This is a genomic window from Pseudomonas sp. C27(2019) (assembly GCF_008807395.1).
Taxonomy (GTDB): domain Bacteria; phylum Pseudomonadota; class Gammaproteobacteria; order Pseudomonadales; family Pseudomonadaceae; genus Denitrificimonas.
Genome location: NZ_CP043320.1, coordinates 2888850 through 2910355, shown reverse-complemented (window position 1 = coordinate 2910355; position 21506 = coordinate 2888850). Strand labels below are relative to the sequence as shown.

The window sequence follows — 21506 nt, the reverse complement described above, 5'->3', positions numbered from 1 at the left end:
TTTATTTACTAACAGTAAGCAGCGCACCATTTTTAACCGGTGTTTATCCGTGTTGTAAGTGGCTTTATGTGTTAACTAGAGCATAGGCATAAACTGCCGTATTTCAATACTTATAATATGGTTTTATACAGGATGGCAAAAAATGCTTTAAAGAGATGCTAGTGGAGGTCGCAAACTGCATCAATTCATGCTCTAAGTTATGCTAAGGTGATGATTAATCGGGGGAGAGTTACTGTAACCACCCATCAAATAAAAGCTGCAGAATGTATTACTGGGTTACCGGTGAGGTAACCAGTACTGCTTTGTAAGGTGATTATGCAAAAGTACATGAAGTGCCTACTGGCCGTGGCTGCTTTGTTTGTTTCATACGCTGGGCAGGCACAGCAAATGGACGGTTTAGTCGCTGATGGCCCTGCTTTGTACGCTGAGTATTGTGCTAAGTGCCATGGTAAAAATGGGCGCTCCAACACCTTTATTGGACTGCTTACCTTTTCTCAAAACTTAACTAATGCGGCTTGGCAGGCAGAAACGCTGGATGCTGACATCTATGCAGCCATAGCAGGCGGTCGCAGGATGATGCCATCTTATGCTGATAAGCTCAGTGTTGTTGAGCTGCAAGCATTGGTTGATGTGGTGCGAGATTTGCAGCGTTAATAGTTAACAAAGGTTGCACCCTAGAAACAATTAAGGCCGCTAGATGGCGGCCTTAATCTTTCTAACATAACAGGGTTTAGCCTTGGTGATACTTAGCAGATAAGTCATGCACGGCATTGATAAATGCACCCGCATTTTCTGGCTTCACTTCTGGCGTAATACCATGGCCAAGGTTAAAGATATGACCTGGGCCTGAACCGTAACTTTCTAGAATACGGCCAACTTCTTTTTCAATTGCGCCTGGGTTGGCATACAGCACAGTCGGGTCCATGTTGCCTTGTAGTGCTACTTTGTCGCCAACACGTTGGCGTGCAACACCCATATCGCAAGTCCAGTCTAAGCCAAGAGCTTCAACGCCAGTATCCGCCATGGACTCAAGCCATAGACCGCCACCTTTGGTGAATAAAATCACCGGCACACGACGGCCTTCATTTTCGCGGATTAAACCGTTTACGATTTTTTGCATGTACGCCAATGAGAACTCTTGGTATGCCGCTGACGATAAGCTACCACCCCAGCTATCAAAAATTTGTACGGCTTGTGCACCAGCAAGAATTTGCGCATTAAGATAACTGGTCACAGATTGCGCCAGCTTGTCTAACAGCATGTGCATAGCTTGTGGGTCATCGTAGAGCAACGCTTTGCTTTTGCGAAAATCTTTGGATGAGCCGCCTTCAACCATATAAGTGGCTAAGGTCCAAGGGCTACCGGCAAAACCAATCAAAGGCACGCGACCATTAAGCTCTTGGCGAATGGTACGAACGGCGTTCATAACATAACCAAGATCTTTTTCTGGATCAGGAATCGGTAATGCTTCAATGGCTTCTGCGTTATCGACAACTTTTCTAAAACGCGGGCCTTCACCGGTTTCAAAATACAAACCTAAACCCATTGCATCAGGGATGGTTAGAATATCTGAAAAAAGAATTGCAGCATCTAATGGGTAGCGTTCCAGCGGCTGCAAAGTGACTTCGCATGCCATCTCAGCATTCATGCATAAATCCATAAAACCACCTGCGCGAGCTCGGCTGGCTCTATACTCAGGCAGGTAGCGGCCTGCTTGACGCATCATCCATACAGGTGTCACATCAACCGGCTGTTTAAGCAGGGCGCGGAGAAAACGATCATTTTTCAGAGCAGTCATATTAGCGTCCATTAGAAATTAATAGGCTATTATCGCAAATTTGCGAGTAAAAGGCACGGTGCAGCAAAAATGTCGTGCAGTTGGCTTGATTAGTGTCAACTGCACAGAGGTGTTGCTGGACGTGTTAGTTTAACGCATGAGGTATTTTTAAGCATATAAGTGAAGGGCCAAGCATGTATAAAACATTAATAGATAGCAGTTTATTTATTGCTGCAGAAGACAGGTCTGATCCGCAAAAGACAGCCAAACATCGAGTTCTGCAAGAGAGTATCTATCCGCCCTTCCCCGATCATCAGCATTTTGCAATATTTGCTATGGGGTGCTTTTGGGGTGCTGAGCGACGTTTTTGGCAGCAGCCAGGAGTACAGGTCACCGCTGTAGGCTATGCCGGTGGTCATACGACTAAGCCGAGTTATGAGGAGGTTTGCACTGGCTTGACTGGTCATACTGAGTCTGTGCTGGTTGTGTTTGATCCTGCGCAGACTAGTTTTGCTGATTTATTGCAGGTGTTTTGGCAGTCACATGATCCAACACAAGGTATGCGCCAAGGCAACGATATTGGTAGCCAGTATCGCTCTGCTATTTATTGTATGGACCAGCAACAATTGCAGGAAGCACAAGCCAGTTGTGTACATTATCAAGCACGTTTAACTGCAGCGGGTTGCGCAGAGATCACAACAGAAATAGCTTTAGCGCCCGTTTTTTATTATGCAGAGGCCATGCACCAGCAGTACTTGGATAAAAACCCTAGTGGCTATTGCGGTTTACGTGGTACAGGGGTTGTGTATTGAGTTAAGCGCGGGGCATTAAAAAACCCCCGCGTGAGCGGGGGTTGCAGACTGTCTCCTGGCTTCCTTGCTTTAGCCAGCTTGGCGTTAATCATTGATCCGTAATAATTAAAAGCATTCCTTCGTCTTTCCTTGTGCTCTATTCTACTTAGATGAATACAAACACATAGTGGTCAAATGACCACATGCCTTGTAAGCAATTGCTTACAAGGCATGGTGTTTTCCTTAATTAAAATTGAGCTGCATCGAGCAAATACAGCGACTCGCTGCCTGCTTTAACCGAGCTGCTCAGCGACTGAATACGCGGTAGTAAGCGGGCAAAGAAGAAGCGTGCTGTACCCATTTTGCTGGCATAGAAATCATCGTCTTGCTCTTTGCCTTGTGCAGCTCGCGCCATCAATGCCCACATGTAGGCGTAAGCGGTGTAACCAAATACCTGTAGGTATTCAACAGACGCAGCACCAATCTCATTTGGATTGTTTTTAGCTTCGGCCAGTAACCAAGCGGTTAAATCATCAAGGTTTTCAATTGCTGTTTTGAGTGGCGTAGTAAACTCGGCCAAACTGCTATCAGCAGATGAAATAAAGGCTTTTACTTCATTGGAAAAGTGCTGATAAAACGCACCGCCATTGCCGACAATTTTACGACCAGCTAAATCCAGCGATTGAATACCATTGGTGCCTTCATAAATTTGGGTGATACGGCAGTCACGAATCAGTTGCTCTTGACCCCATTCACGAATATAGCCATGTCCGCCAAAAATCTGCTGACCATGAATGGTTGACTCTAAGCCAACATCAGTTAAGAAGGCTTTAGCAATCGGTGTCAGCAGCGCCACAAGCTCTGTTGCGCGTTGACTCGCTTCTGCTTCTTCACTGTACTTGGCAATGTCAAGCTGCATAGCAACATAGCTGGAAAATGCACGGCCGCCCTCGTTCAATGCTTTCATGGTTAACAACATACGGCGTACATCAGGATGCACAATGATTGGGTCTGCTTGTTTATCTTGCGCGACAGGGCCAGTTGGAGCACGGCTTTGAATGCGATCTTTAGCATATTCGATGGCGCTCTGGTACGAGCGTTCACCCAATGATAAACCCTGAATACCAACGCCAAGGCGCTCGTAGTTCATCATGGTGAACATTGCTGCTAAGCCTTTGTTGGGCGCATCAATGATATAGCCTGTTGCGTTGTCAAAATTCATCACACAGGTGGCTGAACCTTGAATACCCATCTTATGCTCAATGGATCCGCATGACACAGCATTGCGCTCACCAAGCGAACCATCATCATTGACTATCACTTTGGGTACTAAAAACAATGAAATGCCTCTAGCACCTGCTGGCGCATCCGGCAGTTTAGCCAGCACTAGGTGAATGATATTTTCAGTTAAATCATGTTCGCCGCCGGTGATAAATATTTTTGTACCTGTGACTTTATAGCTGCCATCCGCTTGTGGTTCTGCTTTAGTGCGGATGATGCCTAGATCCGTACCTGCATGGGGTTCGGTCAGGCACATTGAGCCAGCCCAGGTGCCGTCATACATTTTAGGCAGGTATTTCTCTTTCAGTTCTTCACTGGCGTGTGCATGAATAGATAAGCACGCGCCTGCAGTGAGCATGGGGTATAAGCCAAAGGACAAGTTGGCAGAGTTAATCATTTCTTCAATTTGCGCAGTGATCATTTTTGGCATGCCCATACCGCCAAACTGTGGATCACCGCCGACGCCAACCCAGCCACCTTCGGCAAAGGTCTTATAGGCTTCGATAAAGCCCTGAGGTGTAGTGACCACACCATCATGCCAAGTGCAGCCTTCTTCATCGCCGTTGCGGTTGGTAGGAGCAATTGAGCCTGCGGCAACTTTACCTGCTTCCTCTAAAATAGCAGCAGCTGTTTCATCATCGACTGCCTCTGCTAAGGCGGGCAGCTGTGCCCAAAGCTTACCTGCTTCGAACACTTCATTGAGTACAAAACTCATGTCACGTAAAGGTGCTTTATAGTCAGCCATGCGGCATTCCTCTTTATTATTAGCGCCAGTTCAGCTGTGTAGCGACACAACACAAGGCAGTATATGGGTAAGCAAAATTGAAATTTAAGTTTACATTAATAGACGTTTGAAACTAATAAACTCTTTTTATGACTGTTTAGTTTTGTTTGTGCAGATAAAAAAACCCGCTGAATGAAATAAACCTTGTGGGTATCTCACGCAGCGGGTTTTGATACAGCGTTAACAACAGATGCTGCTTAGTAGCTCAGAGCAAAATCTTCTACAGCCATATCCATTAGGTTGTCAGCACCTGACAGCATTGCAGCTGCGTGTGTACGTGTGCGTGGCAGAATACGTGCAAAGTAGAAGCGTGCAGTTTGCAGCTTCGCTTTGTAGAACGCTTCTTCATCAGTGCCCGCAGCCAGTTTTTCAGCAGCTACGCGTGCTATATCTGCCCAGAAATAAGCGAGGCAGGCATAACCGCAGTACATCAGGTAATCAACCGATGCAGCACCGACTTCTTCGCGATCCTTCATGGCAGCCATCCCCACTTTCATGGTGATCTCGCCCCACTCTTTGTTGATTTCAGCCAGCGGCGTAACGAACTCTTGAATGGCTTCGTTAGCTTCGTTGGTTTTGCAGAACTTGTGTACGATTTTGGTGAAGCCTTTTAGTGCTTCGCCTTGAGTCATTAGAACTTTACGACCTAATAAGTCCAGTGCTTGAATACCGGTGGTACCTTCGTACAGCATAGAAATACGACTGTCGCGAACGTTTTGCTCCATGCCCCACTCAGCGATATAGCCGTGGCCACCGTATACTTGCAAACCCTCGTTGGCTGCTTCAAAACCCACTTCGGTCATAAATGCTTTTGCAATTGGTGTTAAGAATGCCAGCATGGCATCTGCGGCTTTACGTTCTTCTTCATCCTTACTGCGTTGCATGATGTCAACTTGCTGTGCTGCGTAGTACAGCATTGCACGGTTACCTTCAGTAAAGGCTTTCATGGTTAACAGCATGCGGCGTACATCAGGGTGCACAATGATTGGGTCAGCCGCTTTTTCAGGGGCTTTAGGACCAGTCAATGAACGCATTTGTAAACGATCACGGGCATATTCAATAGCGCCTTGGAAGGCCACTTCAGAGTGTGCCAAACCTTGTAATGCAGTACCAATTCGCGCAGTGTTCATAAAGGTGAACATGCAGTTCAAACCTTTATTTTCTGGACCAATTAAGAAACCTTTTGCACTATCAAAGTTAATCACGCAGGTGGCGTTGCCGTGAATACCCATTTTGTGTTCAATGGAGCCGCACTGCACGCCATTGCGCTCGCCAACACCACCGTCAGCATTGGGCAGGAATTTAGGCACGATAAACAGTGAAATACCTTTAGTGCCTTCTGGTGCTCCGGCGATACGAGCAATCACGATATGAACGATGTTATCGGCTAAATCGTGTTCACCGGCAGAAATAAAGATCTTGGTGCCGGTAATCGCGTAACTGCCATCGGCTTGCGGTTCTGCTTTAGTGCGCAGCATACCGAGGTCAGTACCGCAATGTGATTCAGTTAAGCACATGGTGCCAGTCCATTCACCAGATACCAGTTTGCTCAAGTAGGTGGCTTGTTGCTCTTCAGTGCCGTGCGCGTGCAAGGTGTTCATTGCACCGTGTGATAGGCCCGGGTACATGCCCCATGACCAGTTGGCTTGACCCACCATTTCACTGATAGAAATGCCCAGTGACTCAGGTAGACCCTGTCCGCCATGCTCAACATCATGAGCCAAGCTTGGCCAGCCACCTTCAACATATTGTTGATACGCTTCTTTAAAGCCAGTTGGTGTTTTAACGCCTTCAGCCGACCAAGTGCAACCTTCACTATCACCCACGCGATTCAGAGGAGCGATAACGTTTTCACAGAATTTTGCGCCTTCTTCAAGAATTGCGCTAACCATGTCCGGTGTTGCGTCTTCGCAGCCAGGCAGGTTTGCATAGTGCTCTGGGTAACCCAACAATTCATCGCGTACAAAACGGATATCACGTAAGGGGGCTTTGTATTCAGCCATATCTATCAACCTCTACTGGAGACTTTATTATTAAGTGTGCCTATACAGTGTGTAAGTAGGCCTGTTGCTAGCAGCGCAGTAGAAATGATTGCGCATACTTAATGTTAATCAAACGACTGTTTGAAAGTTACGGATCTATCCTATTCTTGTCAAGCATTGCACGAAGACTTTATTTGATTTTATTTTCTTAAGCTTGAGTATCAATTAGGGTGCCAAGAGCTTCATCAGCAGAGCTGAGGACACGAGCGCCGAGCTGGCTCATTTGTTTGGCTTGTTCAAGCTGCATTAATTGCTCAGTGATTTGAACCATATCAACAGCTGGTGTTGCTGCCGCAGATGCGCTGGTTGCGCTGCTCTGCATAGCAATGGCCTGAGCAGCACTGGTCATTTGTTCTTGACCAGCTTTGATGGCGGATAAACCCGCGGAGAATGCGTTTGCTGAGATTTGCATAATGCCTCCTACAGCAGACTAAAAGTGAAGCGCTAAAAAATTTAACTTATCTTGAGTATAGAGCAAAATCAGTTGCTGTGTTAAGCCGCTGATTAAAGGCTATTGATCAGCCAATTTGCGAGTTGTTGCGCACGCTGTGTGTGCTGGTTTTTGCGCGCTAGCAGCACAAGTTTTGCTGATGTTTCGACAAAGCCCCAGGGTGCAAGCAAACGTCCATTTGCAATATCGTTGCGCACCAAGAGCTCTGGCGCAATCGCCACTCCAAGTCCGGCCACAGCGGCTTCTAATAAGTAGTAGAGGTGTTCAAAGCCTTGCGCATAATTAAAATCGCTGGCTGGCAGTTGTTGTGCTTGTGCCCATTGCGGCCACGCCTGCGGCCGTGAGCGGGTAAAGAGTAAAGGCTCGTTTAATAGTTGTGCAGGTGGCGCTGTGGATAGTGTTGCTGCGTGTTGATAGCGCGGACTGAGCACCGGACCGATGCGTTCGACGTCCAGCGTGTAAGCCTGCATTGTTTCTGGGCAGGGTTGATCTAGAAATACCAAGCTGGCATCTGCTTCTGAGTGCTGTAGGTTGTCATCACCTGCGTTGGTGATCACCTGTAAGCGTAGATCAGGTAAGTCATGCTGCAGTTGCTCAAGGTGAGGTATTAACCAACGTGCCAGCAAGCTGCCTGGACAGGCTAGAACAAAGGGTGCGTGCTGGGTTCGTTGACGAATATCTGCGCAGGCACTATCAATTTGCGCCAGTGCGGCATGACTGGCTTCGTAGAGGCGCACACCGGCATCAGTGAGTTTAATACCACGCCCATGTTTGCTCAGCAACGCCACACTTAAATGCTCTTCAAGCTGCTTAACTTGTCGACTGACAGCACCATGAGTGACGTGCAGCTCTTTTGCAGCAAGGGTGATACTAAGTAAGCGAGCTGTAGCTTCAAAGGCTTTTAAAGCGTTAAGTGGTGGTAAGTTAAAATGATCAGACATGTGAGTTTTCCTAACCTATTGCTGCAATCATATCGCTTTTCGTAAGCAACGCTATCAGGTAGTTTAGTCGCCATAGCACTATTTTAATTAGATTTGGGAGTCGGCAATGAGTTCTTTATATGATAGCCCTGATGAAAAGGGTTTGTTTGGTGACTTTGGCGGCCAATATGTCGCAGAAACCTTAATGCCTTTGATTCTTGAGTTAGGTCGTGAATATGAAAAAGCTAAGGATGATCCTGCTTTTCAACAAGAATTAGCCTATTTTCAGCGTGATTATGTGGGTCGTCCCAGCCCCTTGTATTTTGCTGAGCGCTTAACTGAGCACTGTGGTGGTGCAAAAATCTTTTTTAAGCGTGAAGAACTCAATCACACTGGTGCGCATAAGATTAATAACTGTATTGGTCAGATTTTGTTGGCCCGGCGCATGGGTAAAAAACGCATCATTGCTGAAACGGGTGCAGGCATGCACGGTGTTGCCACTGCCACTGTTGCTGCGCGTTTTGGTTTGCAGTGTGTGATCTACATGGGCACCACGGATATAGATCGTCAGCAAGCCAACGTATTTCGCATGAAGCTGCTTGGCGCTGAAGTACGTCCAGTGGTGGCGGGAACAGGTACGCTTAAAGATGCAATGAATGAGGCGCTACGTGATTGGGTCACAAATGTTAGTGATACCTTTTATTTGATTGGTACGGTGGCTGGCCCACACCCCTACCCGGCGATGGTGCGAGATTTCCAAGCAGTGATTGGTAAAGAAACCCGCGAGCAGTTGCAGGCACAAGAAGGCCGTCTGCCTGACAGTTTGATTGCCTGTATTGGTGGCGGTTCAAATGCGTTGGGTTTATTCCATCCGTTTTTGGATGATGCCAGCGTGAAAATTATTGGTGTTGAGGCCGCGGGTCGTGGTATTGAAACCGGTGAACACGCGGCCAGTTTACAAGGTGGCAGTCCAGGCGTTTTGCACGGAAACCGCACCTACCTGCTGCAGGATGATGATGGACAAATTGTTGATGCGCACTCAATTTCTGCAGGGTTGGATTACCCAGGCATTGGCCCCGAACACGCATGGTTGCATGATATTGGTCGAGTCGAATACACCTCAATTAAAGATGATGAAGCCTTAGCGGCCTTCCATTTGTGTTGTAAATTAGAAGGCATTATTCCAGCGCTCGAAACATCACACGCCCTTGCAGAAGTGTTTAAGCGTGCGCCTCAATTACCCAAAGAGCATTTAATGGTGGTGAACTTGTCTGGCCGAGGTGATAAAGATATGCAAACAGTCATGCACCACTTTGAGCAACAGGAGTTGTCAGTATGAGTCGTATTGAAGCGTGCTTTGCGCAACTGAAAAAACAAAACCGTGCTGCATTGGTTACCTTTGTTACTGCTGGTGACCCAGATTACGCCACAGCAATGCGTATCTTTAAAGGCTTGCCAGCTGCCGGTGCAGATGTGATTGAGCTGGGTATGCCCTTTACTGATCCGATGGCAGATGGTCCGGCGATTCAGTTAGCCAATATTCGTTCTTTAAAAAACGGTCAAACGCTGACTAAAACTCTGCAAATGGTGCGCGAGTTCCGCGAGGCAAACCAACATACCCCTGTAGTGTTGATGGGCTATTTTAATCCCATCCATCATTACGGTGTGCCGCGCTTTATTGAGGATGCGAAAACGGCAGGTGTGGATGGTTTAATTATTGTTGATTTGCCACCTGAGCATAACCCTGATTTTTGCGATCCAGCACAAGCTGCAGGTTTGGACTTTATCCGCTTAACCACGCCGACTACAGATGATGTGCGTTTGCCTAAGGTGCTCAATAACAGTTCTGGCTTTGTTTATTACGTTTCGGTTGCGGGAGTTACCGGTGGTCGTTCAGCAAGCATGGAGCATATTGAAGAAGCCGTAGCGCGCTTGCGCCGTCATACTGAGCTACCGGTTTGCATTGGCTTTGGAATTCGTACACCTGAGCATGCGGCCAATATCGCTCGTTTGGCTGATGGTGCAGTGGTGGGCTCTGCTTTTGTAGACTTAATTGCAGAAGCTGCGACGCCAGACATCGCAGTTAATGGCGTGCTCAAGCTGTGCCGTGCATTGGCTGACGGCGTTCACTGTGCGCGTCAATAGCGCACAGTGAAGCTTGGCTGTATTGTTGTACTTGATTAGGGGCGCGGGCCGAATAGTTCTATCAACTGTTCGCCCTGCGGTGCACCTGGGTGCATTTGCATCATGCCGGTTTCATCAAGTTGTAAAATAGCAGGTGTACCGCTCACGCCGAGCATGGCCATCAACTGTTGGTTATCATCCAGTTGTTGACGTTGCTTGTCTTCAATGGTTTTTGCTTCTTTGGCGGGTGATTCACCACTTTCATTACCCATAAGTGCTGCTTCAGGGTCTTTGCTAGATAATAAGAACGCTGCTTTCTTTTGACTGCTATCACCTAGCGTGCCGACCATGACATGGCGTAATTGAATTTTACCGGCATCAACCCATGGACGTGCATCTTTCCATAGGCGTTTGCAGTAGGGGCAATTTGGATCGGTAAAAACATAGACAATCTGTTCTGCCTTGTCAGAGCCGTCGGCGATCCAAGTGCTGTCTTTGAGTTTGCCCCACATAATTTTACTTTGTGGGCGGCTGACTTTCTCTTCTAACACAACGCCTGTTAAATCTTCACCTTCAGCGTTGAGTAAGCTGCCGATTAGCGCGTGCTTACCATCTTCGGTCACATATAAAGCCAGTGGGCGGCCGTTAAATAATGCCGTGTAGCCGGTTAAACCACTGGGTGCATCAAAGCGCTCTAAGACTTCTACACCACGCTCACGCATCGCTTCTACAGGTGCAGGATAGGTTTCTGCCTGAGTGATGATTGGCAGTGTTAGCAGAGCTAGCGCCGGTAAGATTTTTTTAAATGTCATCGTTATTCCTCGGTCTGAGTTGCATCTTGTGCTGTGCTGATATGACGTAATGCATGCTTTAAGCTGGCATGCGATAACTCACCTAAATGGTTATTCTTTAATAGTCCATCGGGACTGTAAAACAATGTGGTGGGTAAAGATAATGAACCTACCGCCTGACCAAGATGTCCGCCTGTATCAAGCAGGTTGTTAGCTAAACTCAGTTGCTGTTGCGCTAAGAATTTTTCAACTAAAATCTGGCCTTCGCCTTGGTTTACAAAGACAAAACGAATATCCGGATTGGCCTGTTGTGCAGCTGCGAGCACTGGCATTTCTCGCCGACATGGCGGACACCAAGTGGCCCATAAGTTAATCACCAGTGGCTTACCTGCCAAATCTTGCAGCGACACAGGTTGCCCGTCAATATCACGCACGGATATATCGGGTATTTGTTGGCTGCTATGCAAGGCGTTGAGTACCGAAAAACTTGCGCCCCATGCAACAAAGCCAATACAAACACCAATCGCTAATGGCACGCGTAAAGAGGTTTGCCGCCAAGCCTTATACAAGCCGACAAGAAGCGCTGCGATTAAACCGGGCAGTAATAAAAAACCACCATCACGAATATCAATGATCTGCCAGAGATTGTTACTGTATTGCTGGAAATACTGAATAACAAATGCAGCACGTGCCACCAGTGCACCGATAAACAGCATACTGAATAGCGCAGACTCAGGATTGCTGCCACGCTTTCTACCGATTAGCCAGCCGCTAAACCATGCAATAAAAAAGGCAGCGTAGAGCAGTGCTAAATCCATGGGAATGGCCAAAGGGCCTAAATTAAAACTTAACATTAACCGTCCTTCTGGGCGCCGCTTAAGTATTGTAAAAATTCACTGGCTGATATTTCACCAGTGATCCGTTGCGTACGTTGTTCTGAGCCTTGCGGGTTGATAAACAAAATAGTTGGTGGTCCCATGATTTGTAAATCTTTCATCAACTGTTGCTGCTCAGCTGTGTTCAAAGTGACATCAGCTTGCAGTAAGCGCATATCAGCTAAAGCATTTTGTACCCCAGGCTTAGCAAATACAGTTTTTTCCATGACTTTGCATGAGACACACCAGTCTGCATAAAAGTCCAATAGTACCCATTTTCCATCCTGCTCTGCTTGTTTTAGCTGTACGTTTAACTGCTGCACATCGGCAAAGCGTTGCATGCTCTGCGTGTTAGCTCCTGTGCTGCTCGGCGCGCTAAAGTTGGCCAGTGGACGTAAAGGATCGTCGCCCCCTGCCGCTGAGCCAAACAACAGTATGCCAGCCCAAATACCCAGCAGTAAGGCCATATAACGGCTGATAAAACGCCAACTAGGACGCTCAATATGGCTGACCTGTACCGCAATAGCTAACAGTAATGCACCCCATAAGCCTAGCAATAACGGACCGGTTAATATTGGGCGTAGCACAATAATAGCGGTGGCTAGCAAAACATAACCAAATACGCGGTTAATGCTTTGCATCCACGTACCGGGTTTAGGTAGCCAGCGCATACCTATAGTAATGGCCAGAAGCAGGGGTAAGCCGCTGCCTAAACCCAGTGAAAACAGGGCTAAGCCACCACGCACGCCATCACCACTTTGCGCGATATACAGCAGTGCACCTGCCAGCGGTGCAGTCATGCATGGGCCAACCAGTAAGGCTGATAATGCCCCTAAACTGGCCGCGCCGATTAAGCTGCCGCCCTTCAGTTTTTGATCAGTGCCCTGTAATCGCTCACGAATAAAACTCGGCAGTTGTAAGGTAAAGACACCGAACTGGGCCAAGGCTAAGAGTATAAATATGCCAGCAAAAGGCATGAGTAGCCACGGTTGCTGTAGCGCTGCTGAGAGATTACTGCCGAGGCTTGCGGCTAGCACACCTAAAGCCGCGTACATTAACGCCATCGGTAGAACAAAGGCGATTCCCAGTTTTGCGCCTTGCCAACCGCTCGCTTTTGAACCAGCAATAACGCTGGTTAAGATCGGCAGCATGGGCAACATGCAGGGAGTAAAGGCCAGTAGCACGCCCATCATAAAGAAGGCTGCTATATTTAATAAAAGGCCTGAACCAGCTAAGCGCTCAGCAATCGATTGATCTTCGGCTAAGCCTGAACCTACCGCTGTTGCAGCGCTTGCACTGTTTGTTACTGGATCACCACCAACGCTGCTAATTTGCGGTGGATAGCACAAGCCTGCATCAGCGCAGCCTTGCCATGTTACCTCTAGGGGTTGTTGTACACCTGCAGCTAATGGTAATTGTAAAAAGTGACGATAGACTTGTGTGTCACCAAAAAAGTCATCGGAATGCTCAATGCCTTCTGGGTAATCAATGGGCACAAGGTCGCCATTGGCATCGGTAATGCCTAGTTTATTGCGGTATAAATAGTGCTCCGGCGCAATCTGCCAGACTAAAAGATTGGGCTCAGCATCATCGAGCAACTCAAAATGAAAAGCTTCTTCTACCGGTAAAAAATCCTGCTGATTACTGATAAATGCGTGCGTTAGGCTACTGAACAGCAGCAATAACGCCATAACAAAAGCGCGCATAGATGTTTTTCCTACTAAGTTTGCAATCACTATGCGGTTACTCTATTAAGACAACATTAACAGTTAAGTTTTGCTTAAAGTATTGTAGGCTGTGGCGCTTATGTTGTTTGCCATAGTTTTGTTTTACGCGGGTTGAGGAATGGCGGTTTATGCATATTTTATTGGTCGAAGATGATCTTTTGATAGCCCAAGGCTTAGTGGCTGGCTTGCAACTACAGGGTTTTAGCCTAGATCATCTAGCCCACGCAGGTGCTGCTGAGCAGGCCCTACAATTAGGGCATTTTGATGCGATGATTCTTGATCTAGGTCTGCCAGATGAAGATGGCCTACACTTGTTGACGCGTTTACGCAGCCAAGGCGTGACACTGCCTGTGCTTATCTTAAGCGCACGCGATTCAGTGCTGCAGCGGGTCGAAGGTTTACAAGCGGGTGCAGATGATTATCTACTTAAGCCGTTTGACTTACGTGAGCTGGCCGCGCGATTACACAGCTTATTAAGACGCAGCAGTGGTCGCAGTACCCATTTGATTGAGTACCAAGGTTTAACCTTTGATCCTACTACTCGGGAAGTCACACTGCATGGTCATGCTGTTGCCTTATCACGTCGTGAACAGGCGCTACTTGGTGCGCTATTGCAAAATCCAGGGCATATATTAAGTGCTGAACAGTTGCAGGACAGTTTGTATGGCTTGGGTGATGGTGTGGAAAGCAATGCCATCAATGTGCATATTTATAATTTACGCCGCAAATTAGGCAGTGAGGTGGTAAAGACCGTGCGCGGTTTAGGCTATCGAATGGGTGAACTGCATGAGCCTGCGTAATCGTTTATTACTGATTTTAGGTGGCACTTTTATTGTCTTATGGAGCTTAGCTGCGCTGTGGTTATTGGGCGATTTACGCCGTGAAATGACGGTCGCTTTAGATGAGCGCTTGGCTTCGTCTGCGCGTATGGTTGCCGGTTTGTTAGGGCAACTACCGCAACCCTTGCCGACACATCAGGCCAGTCCATTTAGCACTATTGAGCTGGGGCTACAAAGTGGTTTGGTCTGTCAAGTAAGTTCTTTGCGTGGCGAGGTTTTAGTGCACACCCCGAATATGCCGCAAGCTACATTGGCAGAACATGGCGAGGGTTTTCATGAGGTTAGTATTGGCAATGAACGCTGGCGCAGCTTCACTTTAAAACGCCAACATCTTTGGGTCACTACAGCTGATCGCATTGATGAGCGTGAAACACTCCAGACGGCTATCTTAATTGCTGCTGCCCTGCCCGTGGCATTTGCTTTGTTTGGCAGTCTGCTGCTGATTTGGTTTGGTATTGGTCGCGGCTTATCACCACTGCAACGTTTACGCGAGTTGTTAGCGCAGCGCGATGCTGAGGATCTGCAGCCGGTGCATGTGCAGGATTTACCTAAAGACTTACAACCTTTGGTGGCAACTTTGAATCAATTGTTTGCGCGTATTTGTGCTGCTTTAGAGCGTGAGCGACGCTTTACCAATGATGCAGCGCATGAGTTACGCACACCCTTAACGGCAATTAAAACGCATTTACAAGTTGCGCAAATGAGTTCCGGTGATTGTGCACAGCATGCCTTGCAACAAGCAGAAACGGCCGTAGATCGCATGCATAATGGTTTGGAGCAACTTTTGTTGCTAGCGCGGGTTGAGAGCACGCAAGATTTTGATAAGGATGGACAGGTCAGCGCGCAGACATTAGCGCGGCACGCCCTTGCTGATTTAATTGGTGTACCAGGCTATCAACGTATTGATGTGATCAATGAACTGACTGAGGAAGTATACGTTGCTGTGCCTGAATCCTTAGCGGTGGCTTCATTGCGTAATTTATTGGATAACGCCTTACGCTACAGCCCAGTCGATAGCCGTGTTGAATTGTATATGGCGGTGGATAATCAGCGCCTGTTGTTGCGGGTGCGAGATGCCGGAGCTGGCTTAACAGAGGCGCATATTGAGCAGGCTAAACAGCGTTTTTGGCGTACATCAAGCGCACAGAGTGGCAGCGGTCTTGGTTTGGCGATTGTACAGGCAGTGACTGAACGTTACGGTGGTGAACTGCATTTACAGGCAGCGCCTACTGGTGGTTTGGACGCTGCACTGTATTTACCTCTGAGTCAGAGTTAACGCTGGTTATTGGCTAGCGATAATCTGTTGACGCTCTTGCTGCTTGGCTTTTTTGTAGCTTAATGCTGCCGCTGGTACGGGTGTGATTGTGCCCGTCTCCAGCCACTTTTTCAGACGATTGGCGTCGGCCATATGGGTGTATTTACCAAAGGCATCCAGCACCACAAAGGCGACTGGGCGTTTATTCATTTCTGTACTCATCACCAAACAATGCCCAGCGCTGTTGGTAAAGCCAGTTTTACTGACTTCAATATTCCAGCTGTCTTTACGCACTAAGGCATTGGTGTTCCGAAAACCCAGTGTGTAGTTCGGCTTGCTAAAGGCCACTGTTTTTTCTTCTGTGGTGCTGAACTGACGAATCAGCGGGTATTGTTGTGCAGCTTTAATCAGCAGGACTAAGTCATGGGCGCTGGATACATTATGTTCAGACAGGCCGGTCGGCTCTACAAAGCGAGTGTTGAGCATGCCCAGCGCTTGCGCTTTAGCGTTCATAGCCTGAATAAACGCAGAGTGTCCACCAGGGTAGTGATGCGCCAAGGTAGCGGCAGCACGATTTTCAGATGACATTAAAGTGATCAGCAGTATGTCTTTGCGGTTGAGCTGGCTACCAAGACGCACCCTAGAAAAAACACCTTGCATTTCTGTCGTATCTTTAATGACGATAGGCAGTTTTTCGTCTAAAGATTGCTTTGCATCAATAGCCACTATCGCGGTCATTAGCTTAGTGACAGAGGCAATCGGGGCGACAAAATCTGGGTTACTAGAATAGAGAATTTGATTGGTTTTTAAATCGACCAGTAGTGCGCTACCAGCGGCAAGTTCTTGCTGCACTTGATTGCTTTTCTGTGGTGTGGCAACTGCATAGAAACTGGCCGAAAAGAGGCCAAGGGCTAGTAAACTTGCTTTGAAAAACAGTTTTATTTTCACGGAAATTACTCAACAGGGAGATAGCCTGTGTTAGGCAGGCATGGTGCATTCCTTGCGTTTAGATATATATGAAAACGCATAATGACACAAAAACTACGCTGCCCCTACTGGTTGGCAGGTTTTATTATTGCTAAATATGGCGGCATGCTTTTATAAGCAGCTGTGAGGCTTATACAGGCTGGATTGTTGATTCATTTGTTGTTTAAAGTGCTAGCGCTGTATCGATTGCAGGATACAGCGCTAGCTCGGTGCTTAGAAGTCTAAGTTTGAGGCTGCTAAAGCATTTTCTTCAATAAACGCACGACGCGGTTCAACATGGTCGCCCATTAAGGTGTTGAAGATTTGATCCGCAGCAATTGCATCGTCAATGGTGACCTGCAGCATACGGCGCTGGCTTGGATCCATGGTGGTTTCCCACAGTTGCTCTGGGTTCATCTCACCAAGACCTTTATAGCGTTGTACGCTTAAACGGCGGCTGCCTTCAGCCATTAGCCAGTCCAGTGCTTCCTTGAAGGTGCTGACGGCTTGCTTGCGCTCTCCACGCATCACATAAGCATCATCTTCCAGTAATTCATCGAGCTGAGCGCCCAGTGCGGTTACTGTGCGGTAATCGTTACTGGAGTAGAAATCATGATTAAACAAAATGTGGTTGGTTAAACCATGTGCTTTAATCTGAATTTCTGGCAGCCAGTAATTCCTTTCGCTGTCATGACGCAAGTTAACCGTATAAATCTCACCTGACTTTTCAACGTTATCCATGCGCGCTTGCAACGCATCAAGCCATGCCTGCATTGCTGCTTTGTCGGTTAATTGCTCAGGTTCTACACGTGGCAAGTACAAGAAATGCTCAGTGATTTCTTTAGGGTACAGGCGTGACAATCTCTTCAGCGTTTTTAACACTGAGCGGTATTCATTGACCAGCTCTTCTAGTGCAGCTCCCGACAAGCCTGGTGCATTTGCGTTAACGTGCAAGCTTGCGTCTTCTAGTGCGGCATTGGTGAGGTATTCATCCATTGCATCATCATCTTTCAGGTACTGCTCTTGCTTACCGCGTTTGACTTTATACAGTGGGGGTTGCGCGATATATATATAGCCACGCTCCACCAGTTCAGGTAACTGGCGGAAGAAGAAGGTTAGTAACAATGTGCGAATATGTGAGCCATCCACGTCAGCATCCGTCATGATGATGATGTTGTGATAGCGCAACTTATCGATATTGTACTCATCGCGACCAATACCACAGCCGAGTGCCGTGATCAGCGTGCCGACTTCTTGCGATGAAATCATCCGGTCGAAGCGTGCTTTTTCTACGTTAAGAATCTTACCTTTCAAGGGTAAAATCGCTTGGGTCTTACGGTTACGTCCCTGCTTGGCAGAGCCGCCAGCAGAGTCCCCTTCGACAATGTAGAGTTCGGATAGCGCAGGATCTTTTTCTTGGCAATCAGCGAGCTTACCTGGTAGTCCGGCAATATCTAAGGCACCTTTACGCCGGGTCATTTCACGCGCTTTACGTGCTGCTTCACGGGCGCGTGCGGCATCGATCATTTTTGCAACAATGGCTTTAGCTTCTGCTGGATTCTCTAGTAAGTAATCGGCTAAGTACTTGCCCATCTCTTGCTCAACAGCCGTTTTCACTTCTGATGAAACCAGTTTTTCTTTGGTTTGCGAGCTGAATTTTGGGTCAGGTACCTTTACCGAGATAATCGCGGTTAGGCCTTCACGGGCATCGTCACCGGTGGTATTAACCTTGTCTTTTCTACCGATGCCTTCAGCTTCTATATAATTGTTGAGGTGGCGTGTAAGTGCTGTACGGAAACCCACTAAGTGTGTACCACCATCACGTTGCGGAATGTTATTGGTGTAGCACTGCACGTTCTCATTAAAGCCATCATTCCACTGCATTGCCACTTCCACGCCAATGCCGTCTTCTTCGCGTTGCATTGAAAAATGGAAAACATTGTTAACGGTGGTTTTGTTGGTGTTTAAGTATTCAACAAAGGCTTTTAAGCCCCCTTCGTATTGGAACAACTCTTCTTTGCCCGTGCGTTCATCTTTTAGCTTAATGCCAACACCAGAGTTTAAGAAGGATAGTTCACGCAAACGTTTGGCCAGGATATCCCAGCTAAACTGGATGTTGGCAAAGGTTTCAGGTGATGGTTTAAAGTGGATGCGGGTGCCTGTTTTGTCGGTTTCACCAATGGCTGCCATTGGCGCCTGTGGCACACCGTGCTGATAGGTTTGCTCCCATACCTTGCCCTGACGGCGAATGGTCATGATCAGCTCGCGCGATAATGCGTTGACCACGGAAATACCTACGCCGTGCAGGCCGCCGGATACTTTATAGCTGTTGTCGTCAAATTTACCACCGGCGTGCAATACCGTCATAATAACTTCTGCAGCAGATATTCCTTCTTCTTCGTGAATATCTACAGGAATGCCGCGGCCATTATCTTGGACGGTAATTGATTCGTCGGTATGGATCGTAATGCTGATTTCATCACAGTGCCCTGCTAGGGACTCGTCGATGGAGTTGTCCACGGTTTCAAAAACCATGTGGTGTAGCCCGGTGCCGTCATCAGTATCTCCGATATACATGCCGGGGCGTTTGCGTACTGCATCCAGGCCTTTAAGCACTTTAATACTACTGGAATCGTACGTTTGTTCTTCGCTCATGCGGTCACTCCCGATGGTGTAATTTGGCCTTGTTCCACGTGGAACAAAGAGACTGGTGTGTCCGTTCGCCAGCCTGAATTCATTAAGTTTTTGTCGACGCAGGTGATAAACACCTGGCATTTTAACTCATCTAGCAACTGGCATAAGGCTAGACGATGCTGTTCATCAAGCTCTGAAGGCAGGTCGTCTACAAGGTAGATGCATTCATTGCGTCTGGCCTGAGACAGCAAATAACCTTGCGCTATTCTTAATGCACAAATAACTAGTTTTTGCTGCCCTCTTGATAAAATATCGACAGCATTATGTTTGTTTATACGAACCCTAAGGTCAGCGCGTTGTGGTCCGGCTTGTGTATAGCCTAACGCCCTGTCTCGAAGTATGTTTTTATTGAGCACCTCTTGCAGATCACTGGTCTTATCCCAGCCTCTAAAGTAGCTAAGGGTTAGCCCAGAAAGGTCGAGTAGCTTCGCTAAAGTTTCTTCAAAAACAGGTTTTAGCTTAATAATATAAGCGCGCCGCAATTGATCAATTTTATCGCTAGCTATACAGAGTTCACGGTCCCACGCTGCAATAACAGATGAATCCATTATACCATGGCGAAGGCATGAGTTTCTTTGTCTTAAGCAGGTTTGCAAGCGTTGCCACGCAGAAATGAACTGATGTTCCACGTGGAACACGCCCCAGTCTAAGAACTGTCGACGCATTTTTGGTGAGCCTTCCAGTAGACGAAAGCTATCAGGGTTGATTAACTGCAAAGGTAAAAGCTGAGCCAGTTGCGCTGTGCTGCGTGCATTCTGGCCGTCAATGCGAATGCGTAATTCAGATTGGCGGTCACGACTGACGCCTAGATTGCTTTGACTGCCGTCACTGTGCAGTATTTGAGCAAATACCGTACAGCTGCTTTGCTCATATTGAATCATCGGCTGTAAGCGAGTGCTGCGAAAAGAGCGAGCCATGGCTAGCAGGTGAATAGCTTCGAGGACGCTGGTTTTGCCGCTACCATTAGCACCATAGAGGATATTGATGCGGGGAGACATTTCTAATGTCACCGGCAGCAGGTTACGAATGCCGGTGATTTGCAGTTGGCTAATAGCCATATTCAGTGATTATTAGAGACGCATGGGCATAACAACGTAAGACGCACCATCGTTGTCAGCTTCTTGGATCAGTGCACTACTGTTGGAATCTGAGAGTACAATGCTGATTTGCTCAGATGAAGTGGCGCTGAGTACGTCGAGCAGATAGGTGACATTGAAGCCGATTTCTAGCGCATCGCCACTGTAGTCAACACAGACTTCATCTTCAGCAACTTCTTGCTCAGGGTTGTTGGCTTGGATTTTTAATAAGCCGGACTCAAGCTGCCAACGAATGCCACGGTACTTTTCATTGGATAAAATCGAGGCACGGTTTAATGCTTCACGTAATTCTTGGCGATCAGCTAACACAGTTTTATCACCGCCGCGCGGTAAAACACGCTCGTAGTCAGGGAACTTACCGTCCACTAATTTAGAAATAAAAGTGAAATCAGCTGTGGTTGCACGAATATAGTTGCTGCCAAATACTACAGAGACTTCTGTAGCATCCTCAGTCATTAATCGCGCAAGCTCTAATACGCCCTTACGCGGCACAATGACTTGGTGCTGGATGTCTTCGCTGATGTGCGCAGGAACTGAGCATAAAGCGAGGCGGTGACCGTCTGTGGCTACTGCACGTAATTGACCTTGCTTTGCCTCAAGCAATAAACCATTTAAATAGTAGCGCACATCTTGTTGCGCCATCGCAAAGCTGGTGCGCTCAATAAGATGGCGGACATGGCCTTGCTCAACAGTAAACGCCAGTGAACCGGGTGTTTCTTCTGAGCTCGGGAAGTCTGTGGCTGGCAAAGTTGTTAAGGTAAAGCGGCTACGGCCAGCTTTGATTAACACCTTTTGATCGTCTACTTTGAAATCAATCAGAGCGTCAGCCGGTAAATTTTTGCAAATATCCATAAGCTTACGCGCCGGTACAGTGATTTCACCGGGTTGCGCAGGTTCTTCAAGGGTGATGCGAGCAGATAGCTCAACTTCGGTGTCTGTACCTGTCATGGATAGATTTTGTTCTTCGATGACGAGCAGTACGTTGGATAATACTGGCATGGTTTGCTTGCGCTCAACAACGCCGGCCACCAGTTGCAGCGGTTTTAACAAAGCTTCGCGTTGAATGGTGAAGTGCATAGTTAGGTCCTTGCT

At 47.5% G+C, this 21506-nt stretch carries 18 protein-coding genes; 6 read left to right on the top strand and 12 right to left on the bottom strand.

The genetic code is table 11. The features are described from left to right. The first annotated feature begins 315 nt into the window (after positions 1 to 315). The gene (locus tag FXF61_RS13380) at positions 316 to 654 is read left to right on the top strand and encodes a cytochrome c (RefSeq protein WP_151185724.1); all 339 of its coding nucleotides are present in this window, start codon (positions 316 to 318) and stop codon (positions 652 to 654) included. A 76-nt stretch (positions 655 to 730) separates the two neighbouring features. Here FXF61_RS13380 and hemE read toward each other — a convergent pair whose 3' ends face one another. Then, entirely contained in the window at positions 731 to 1798 is a 1068-nt protein-coding gene (hemE, locus tag FXF61_RS13375; RefSeq protein WP_151185723.1) for a uroporphyrinogen decarboxylase, read from the bottom strand. A gap of 173 nt (positions 1799 to 1971) precedes the next feature. Between hemE and msrA the strand changes: the two genes are divergently transcribed. Then, entirely contained in the window at positions 1972 to 2589 is a 618-nt protein-coding gene (gene msrA / locus FXF61_RS13370) for a peptide-methionine (S)-S-oxide reductase MsrA (protein ID WP_151185722.1), read from the top strand. Positions 2590 to 2815: 226 nt separating this feature from the next. Here the strand turns inward: msrA and FXF61_RS13365 are convergent, their stop codons facing one another. The 4 genes from FXF61_RS13365 to FXF61_RS13350 form a co-directional block, all read right to left on the bottom strand. Further along, a complete protein-coding gene (locus tag FXF61_RS13365; RefSeq protein WP_151185721.1) occupies positions 2816 to 4594 on the bottom strand; it encodes an acyl-CoA dehydrogenase C-terminal domain-containing protein in 1779 nt (592 codons plus the stop codon). Between the two features lie 236 nt (positions 4595 to 4830). Beyond that, complete coding sequence (locus FXF61_RS13360; protein ID WP_151185720.1) at positions 4831 to 6636, bottom strand: phenylacyl-CoA dehydrogenase; 1806 nt, start codon at positions 6634 to 6636, stop codon at positions 4831 to 4833. A gap of 187 nt (positions 6637 to 6823) precedes the next feature. Next, entirely contained in the window at positions 6824 to 7087 is a 264-nt protein-coding gene (locus FXF61_RS13355; RefSeq protein ID WP_151185719.1) for a hypothetical protein, read from the bottom strand. A 92-nt stretch (positions 7088 to 7179) separates the two neighbouring features. After that, positions 7180 to 8067, bottom strand: a complete 888-nt coding sequence (locus tag FXF61_RS13350) for a LysR family transcriptional regulator (protein ID WP_151185718.1) — start codon at positions 8065 to 8067, stop codon at positions 7180 to 7182. A gap of 106 nt (positions 8068 to 8173) precedes the next feature. Between FXF61_RS13350 and trpB the strand changes: the two genes are divergently transcribed. Together trpB and trpA are read left to right on the top strand one after the other, a co-directional pair. Continuing rightward, positions 8174 to 9385 (top strand): tryptophan synthase subunit beta, encoded by a 1212-nt coding sequence (gene trpB, locus FXF61_RS13345; protein WP_151185717.1) that lies wholly within the window; start codon positions 8174 to 8176, stop codon positions 9383 to 9385. After that, positions 9382 to 10191, top strand: coding sequence for a tryptophan synthase subunit alpha (trpA, locus tag FXF61_RS13340; protein ID WP_151185716.1), 810 nt, complete (start codon positions 9382 to 9384; stop codon positions 10189 to 10191). The genes trpB and trpA overlap by 4 nt, the downstream gene beginning before the upstream one ends. A gap of 35 nt (positions 10192 to 10226) precedes the next feature. Here trpA and dsbG read toward each other — a convergent pair whose 3' ends face one another. From dsbG to dsbD, 3 genes are read right to left on the bottom strand one after another with little or no spacing between them, the layout of a single operon-like run. Continuing rightward, positions 10227 to 10982 (bottom strand): thiol:disulfide interchange protein DsbG, encoded by a 756-nt coding sequence (dsbG, locus tag FXF61_RS13335; RefSeq protein ID WP_151185715.1) that lies wholly within the window; start codon positions 10980 to 10982, stop codon positions 10227 to 10229. 2 nt (positions 10983 to 10984) lie between these two features. Then, positions 10985 to 11815: a TlpA disulfide reductase family protein gene (locus tag FXF61_RS13330; protein ID WP_151185714.1), complete on the bottom strand. Its 831-nt coding sequence runs from the start codon at positions 11813 to 11815 to the stop codon at positions 10985 to 10987. Next, positions 11815 to 13542: a protein-disulfide reductase DsbD gene (dsbD, locus tag FXF61_RS13325; RefSeq protein ID WP_151185713.1), complete on the bottom strand. Its 1728-nt coding sequence runs from the start codon at positions 13540 to 13542 to the stop codon at positions 11815 to 11817. The genes FXF61_RS13330 and dsbD overlap by 1 nt, the downstream gene beginning before the upstream one ends. Positions 13543 to 13691: 149 nt before the next feature. Between dsbD and FXF61_RS13320 the strand changes: the two genes are divergently transcribed. Beyond that, positions 13692 to 14363, top strand: a complete 672-nt coding sequence (locus FXF61_RS13320) for a response regulator (RefSeq protein WP_151185712.1) — start codon at positions 13692 to 13694, stop codon at positions 14361 to 14363. Beyond that, the gene (locus FXF61_RS13315; RefSeq protein ID WP_151185711.1) at positions 14350 to 15678 is read left to right on the top strand and encodes an ATP-binding protein; all 1329 of its coding nucleotides are present in this window, start codon (positions 14350 to 14352) and stop codon (positions 15676 to 15678) included. The genes FXF61_RS13320 and FXF61_RS13315 overlap by 14 nt, the downstream gene beginning before the upstream one ends. 6 nt (positions 15679 to 15684) lie before the next feature. On the opposite strand, the gene pbpG is transcribed toward FXF61_RS13315, so the two are convergent. From pbpG to dnaN, 4 genes are all read right to left on the bottom strand, one after another. After that, complete coding sequence (pbpG, locus tag FXF61_RS13310) at positions 15685 to 16605, bottom strand: D-alanyl-D-alanine endopeptidase (RefSeq protein ID WP_256663436.1); 921 nt, start codon at positions 16603 to 16605, stop codon at positions 15685 to 15687. 252 nt (positions 16606 to 16857) lie between these two features. Continuing rightward, on the bottom strand, positions 16858 to 19278 hold the full coding sequence (gyrB, locus tag FXF61_RS13305; RefSeq protein ID WP_151185710.1) for a DNA topoisomerase (ATP-hydrolyzing) subunit B: 2421 nt from the start codon (positions 19276 to 19278) through the stop codon (positions 16858 to 16860). Further along, positions 19275 to 20375 carry a DNA replication/repair protein RecF gene (gene recF / locus FXF61_RS13300; RefSeq protein WP_151185709.1) on the bottom strand — a complete coding sequence of 367 codons (1101 nt, stop codon included), beginning with the start codon at positions 20373 to 20375 and terminating at the stop codon, positions 19275 to 19277. Before recF ends, gyrB begins: the two co-directional genes overlap by 4 nt. A 12-nt stretch (positions 20376 to 20387) precedes the next feature. Beyond that, complete coding sequence (gene dnaN / locus FXF61_RS13295) at positions 20388 to 21491, bottom strand: DNA polymerase III subunit beta (RefSeq protein ID WP_151185708.1); 1104 nt, start codon at positions 21489 to 21491, stop codon at positions 20388 to 20390. Between the last annotated feature and the right edge of the window lie 15 nt (positions 21492 to 21506).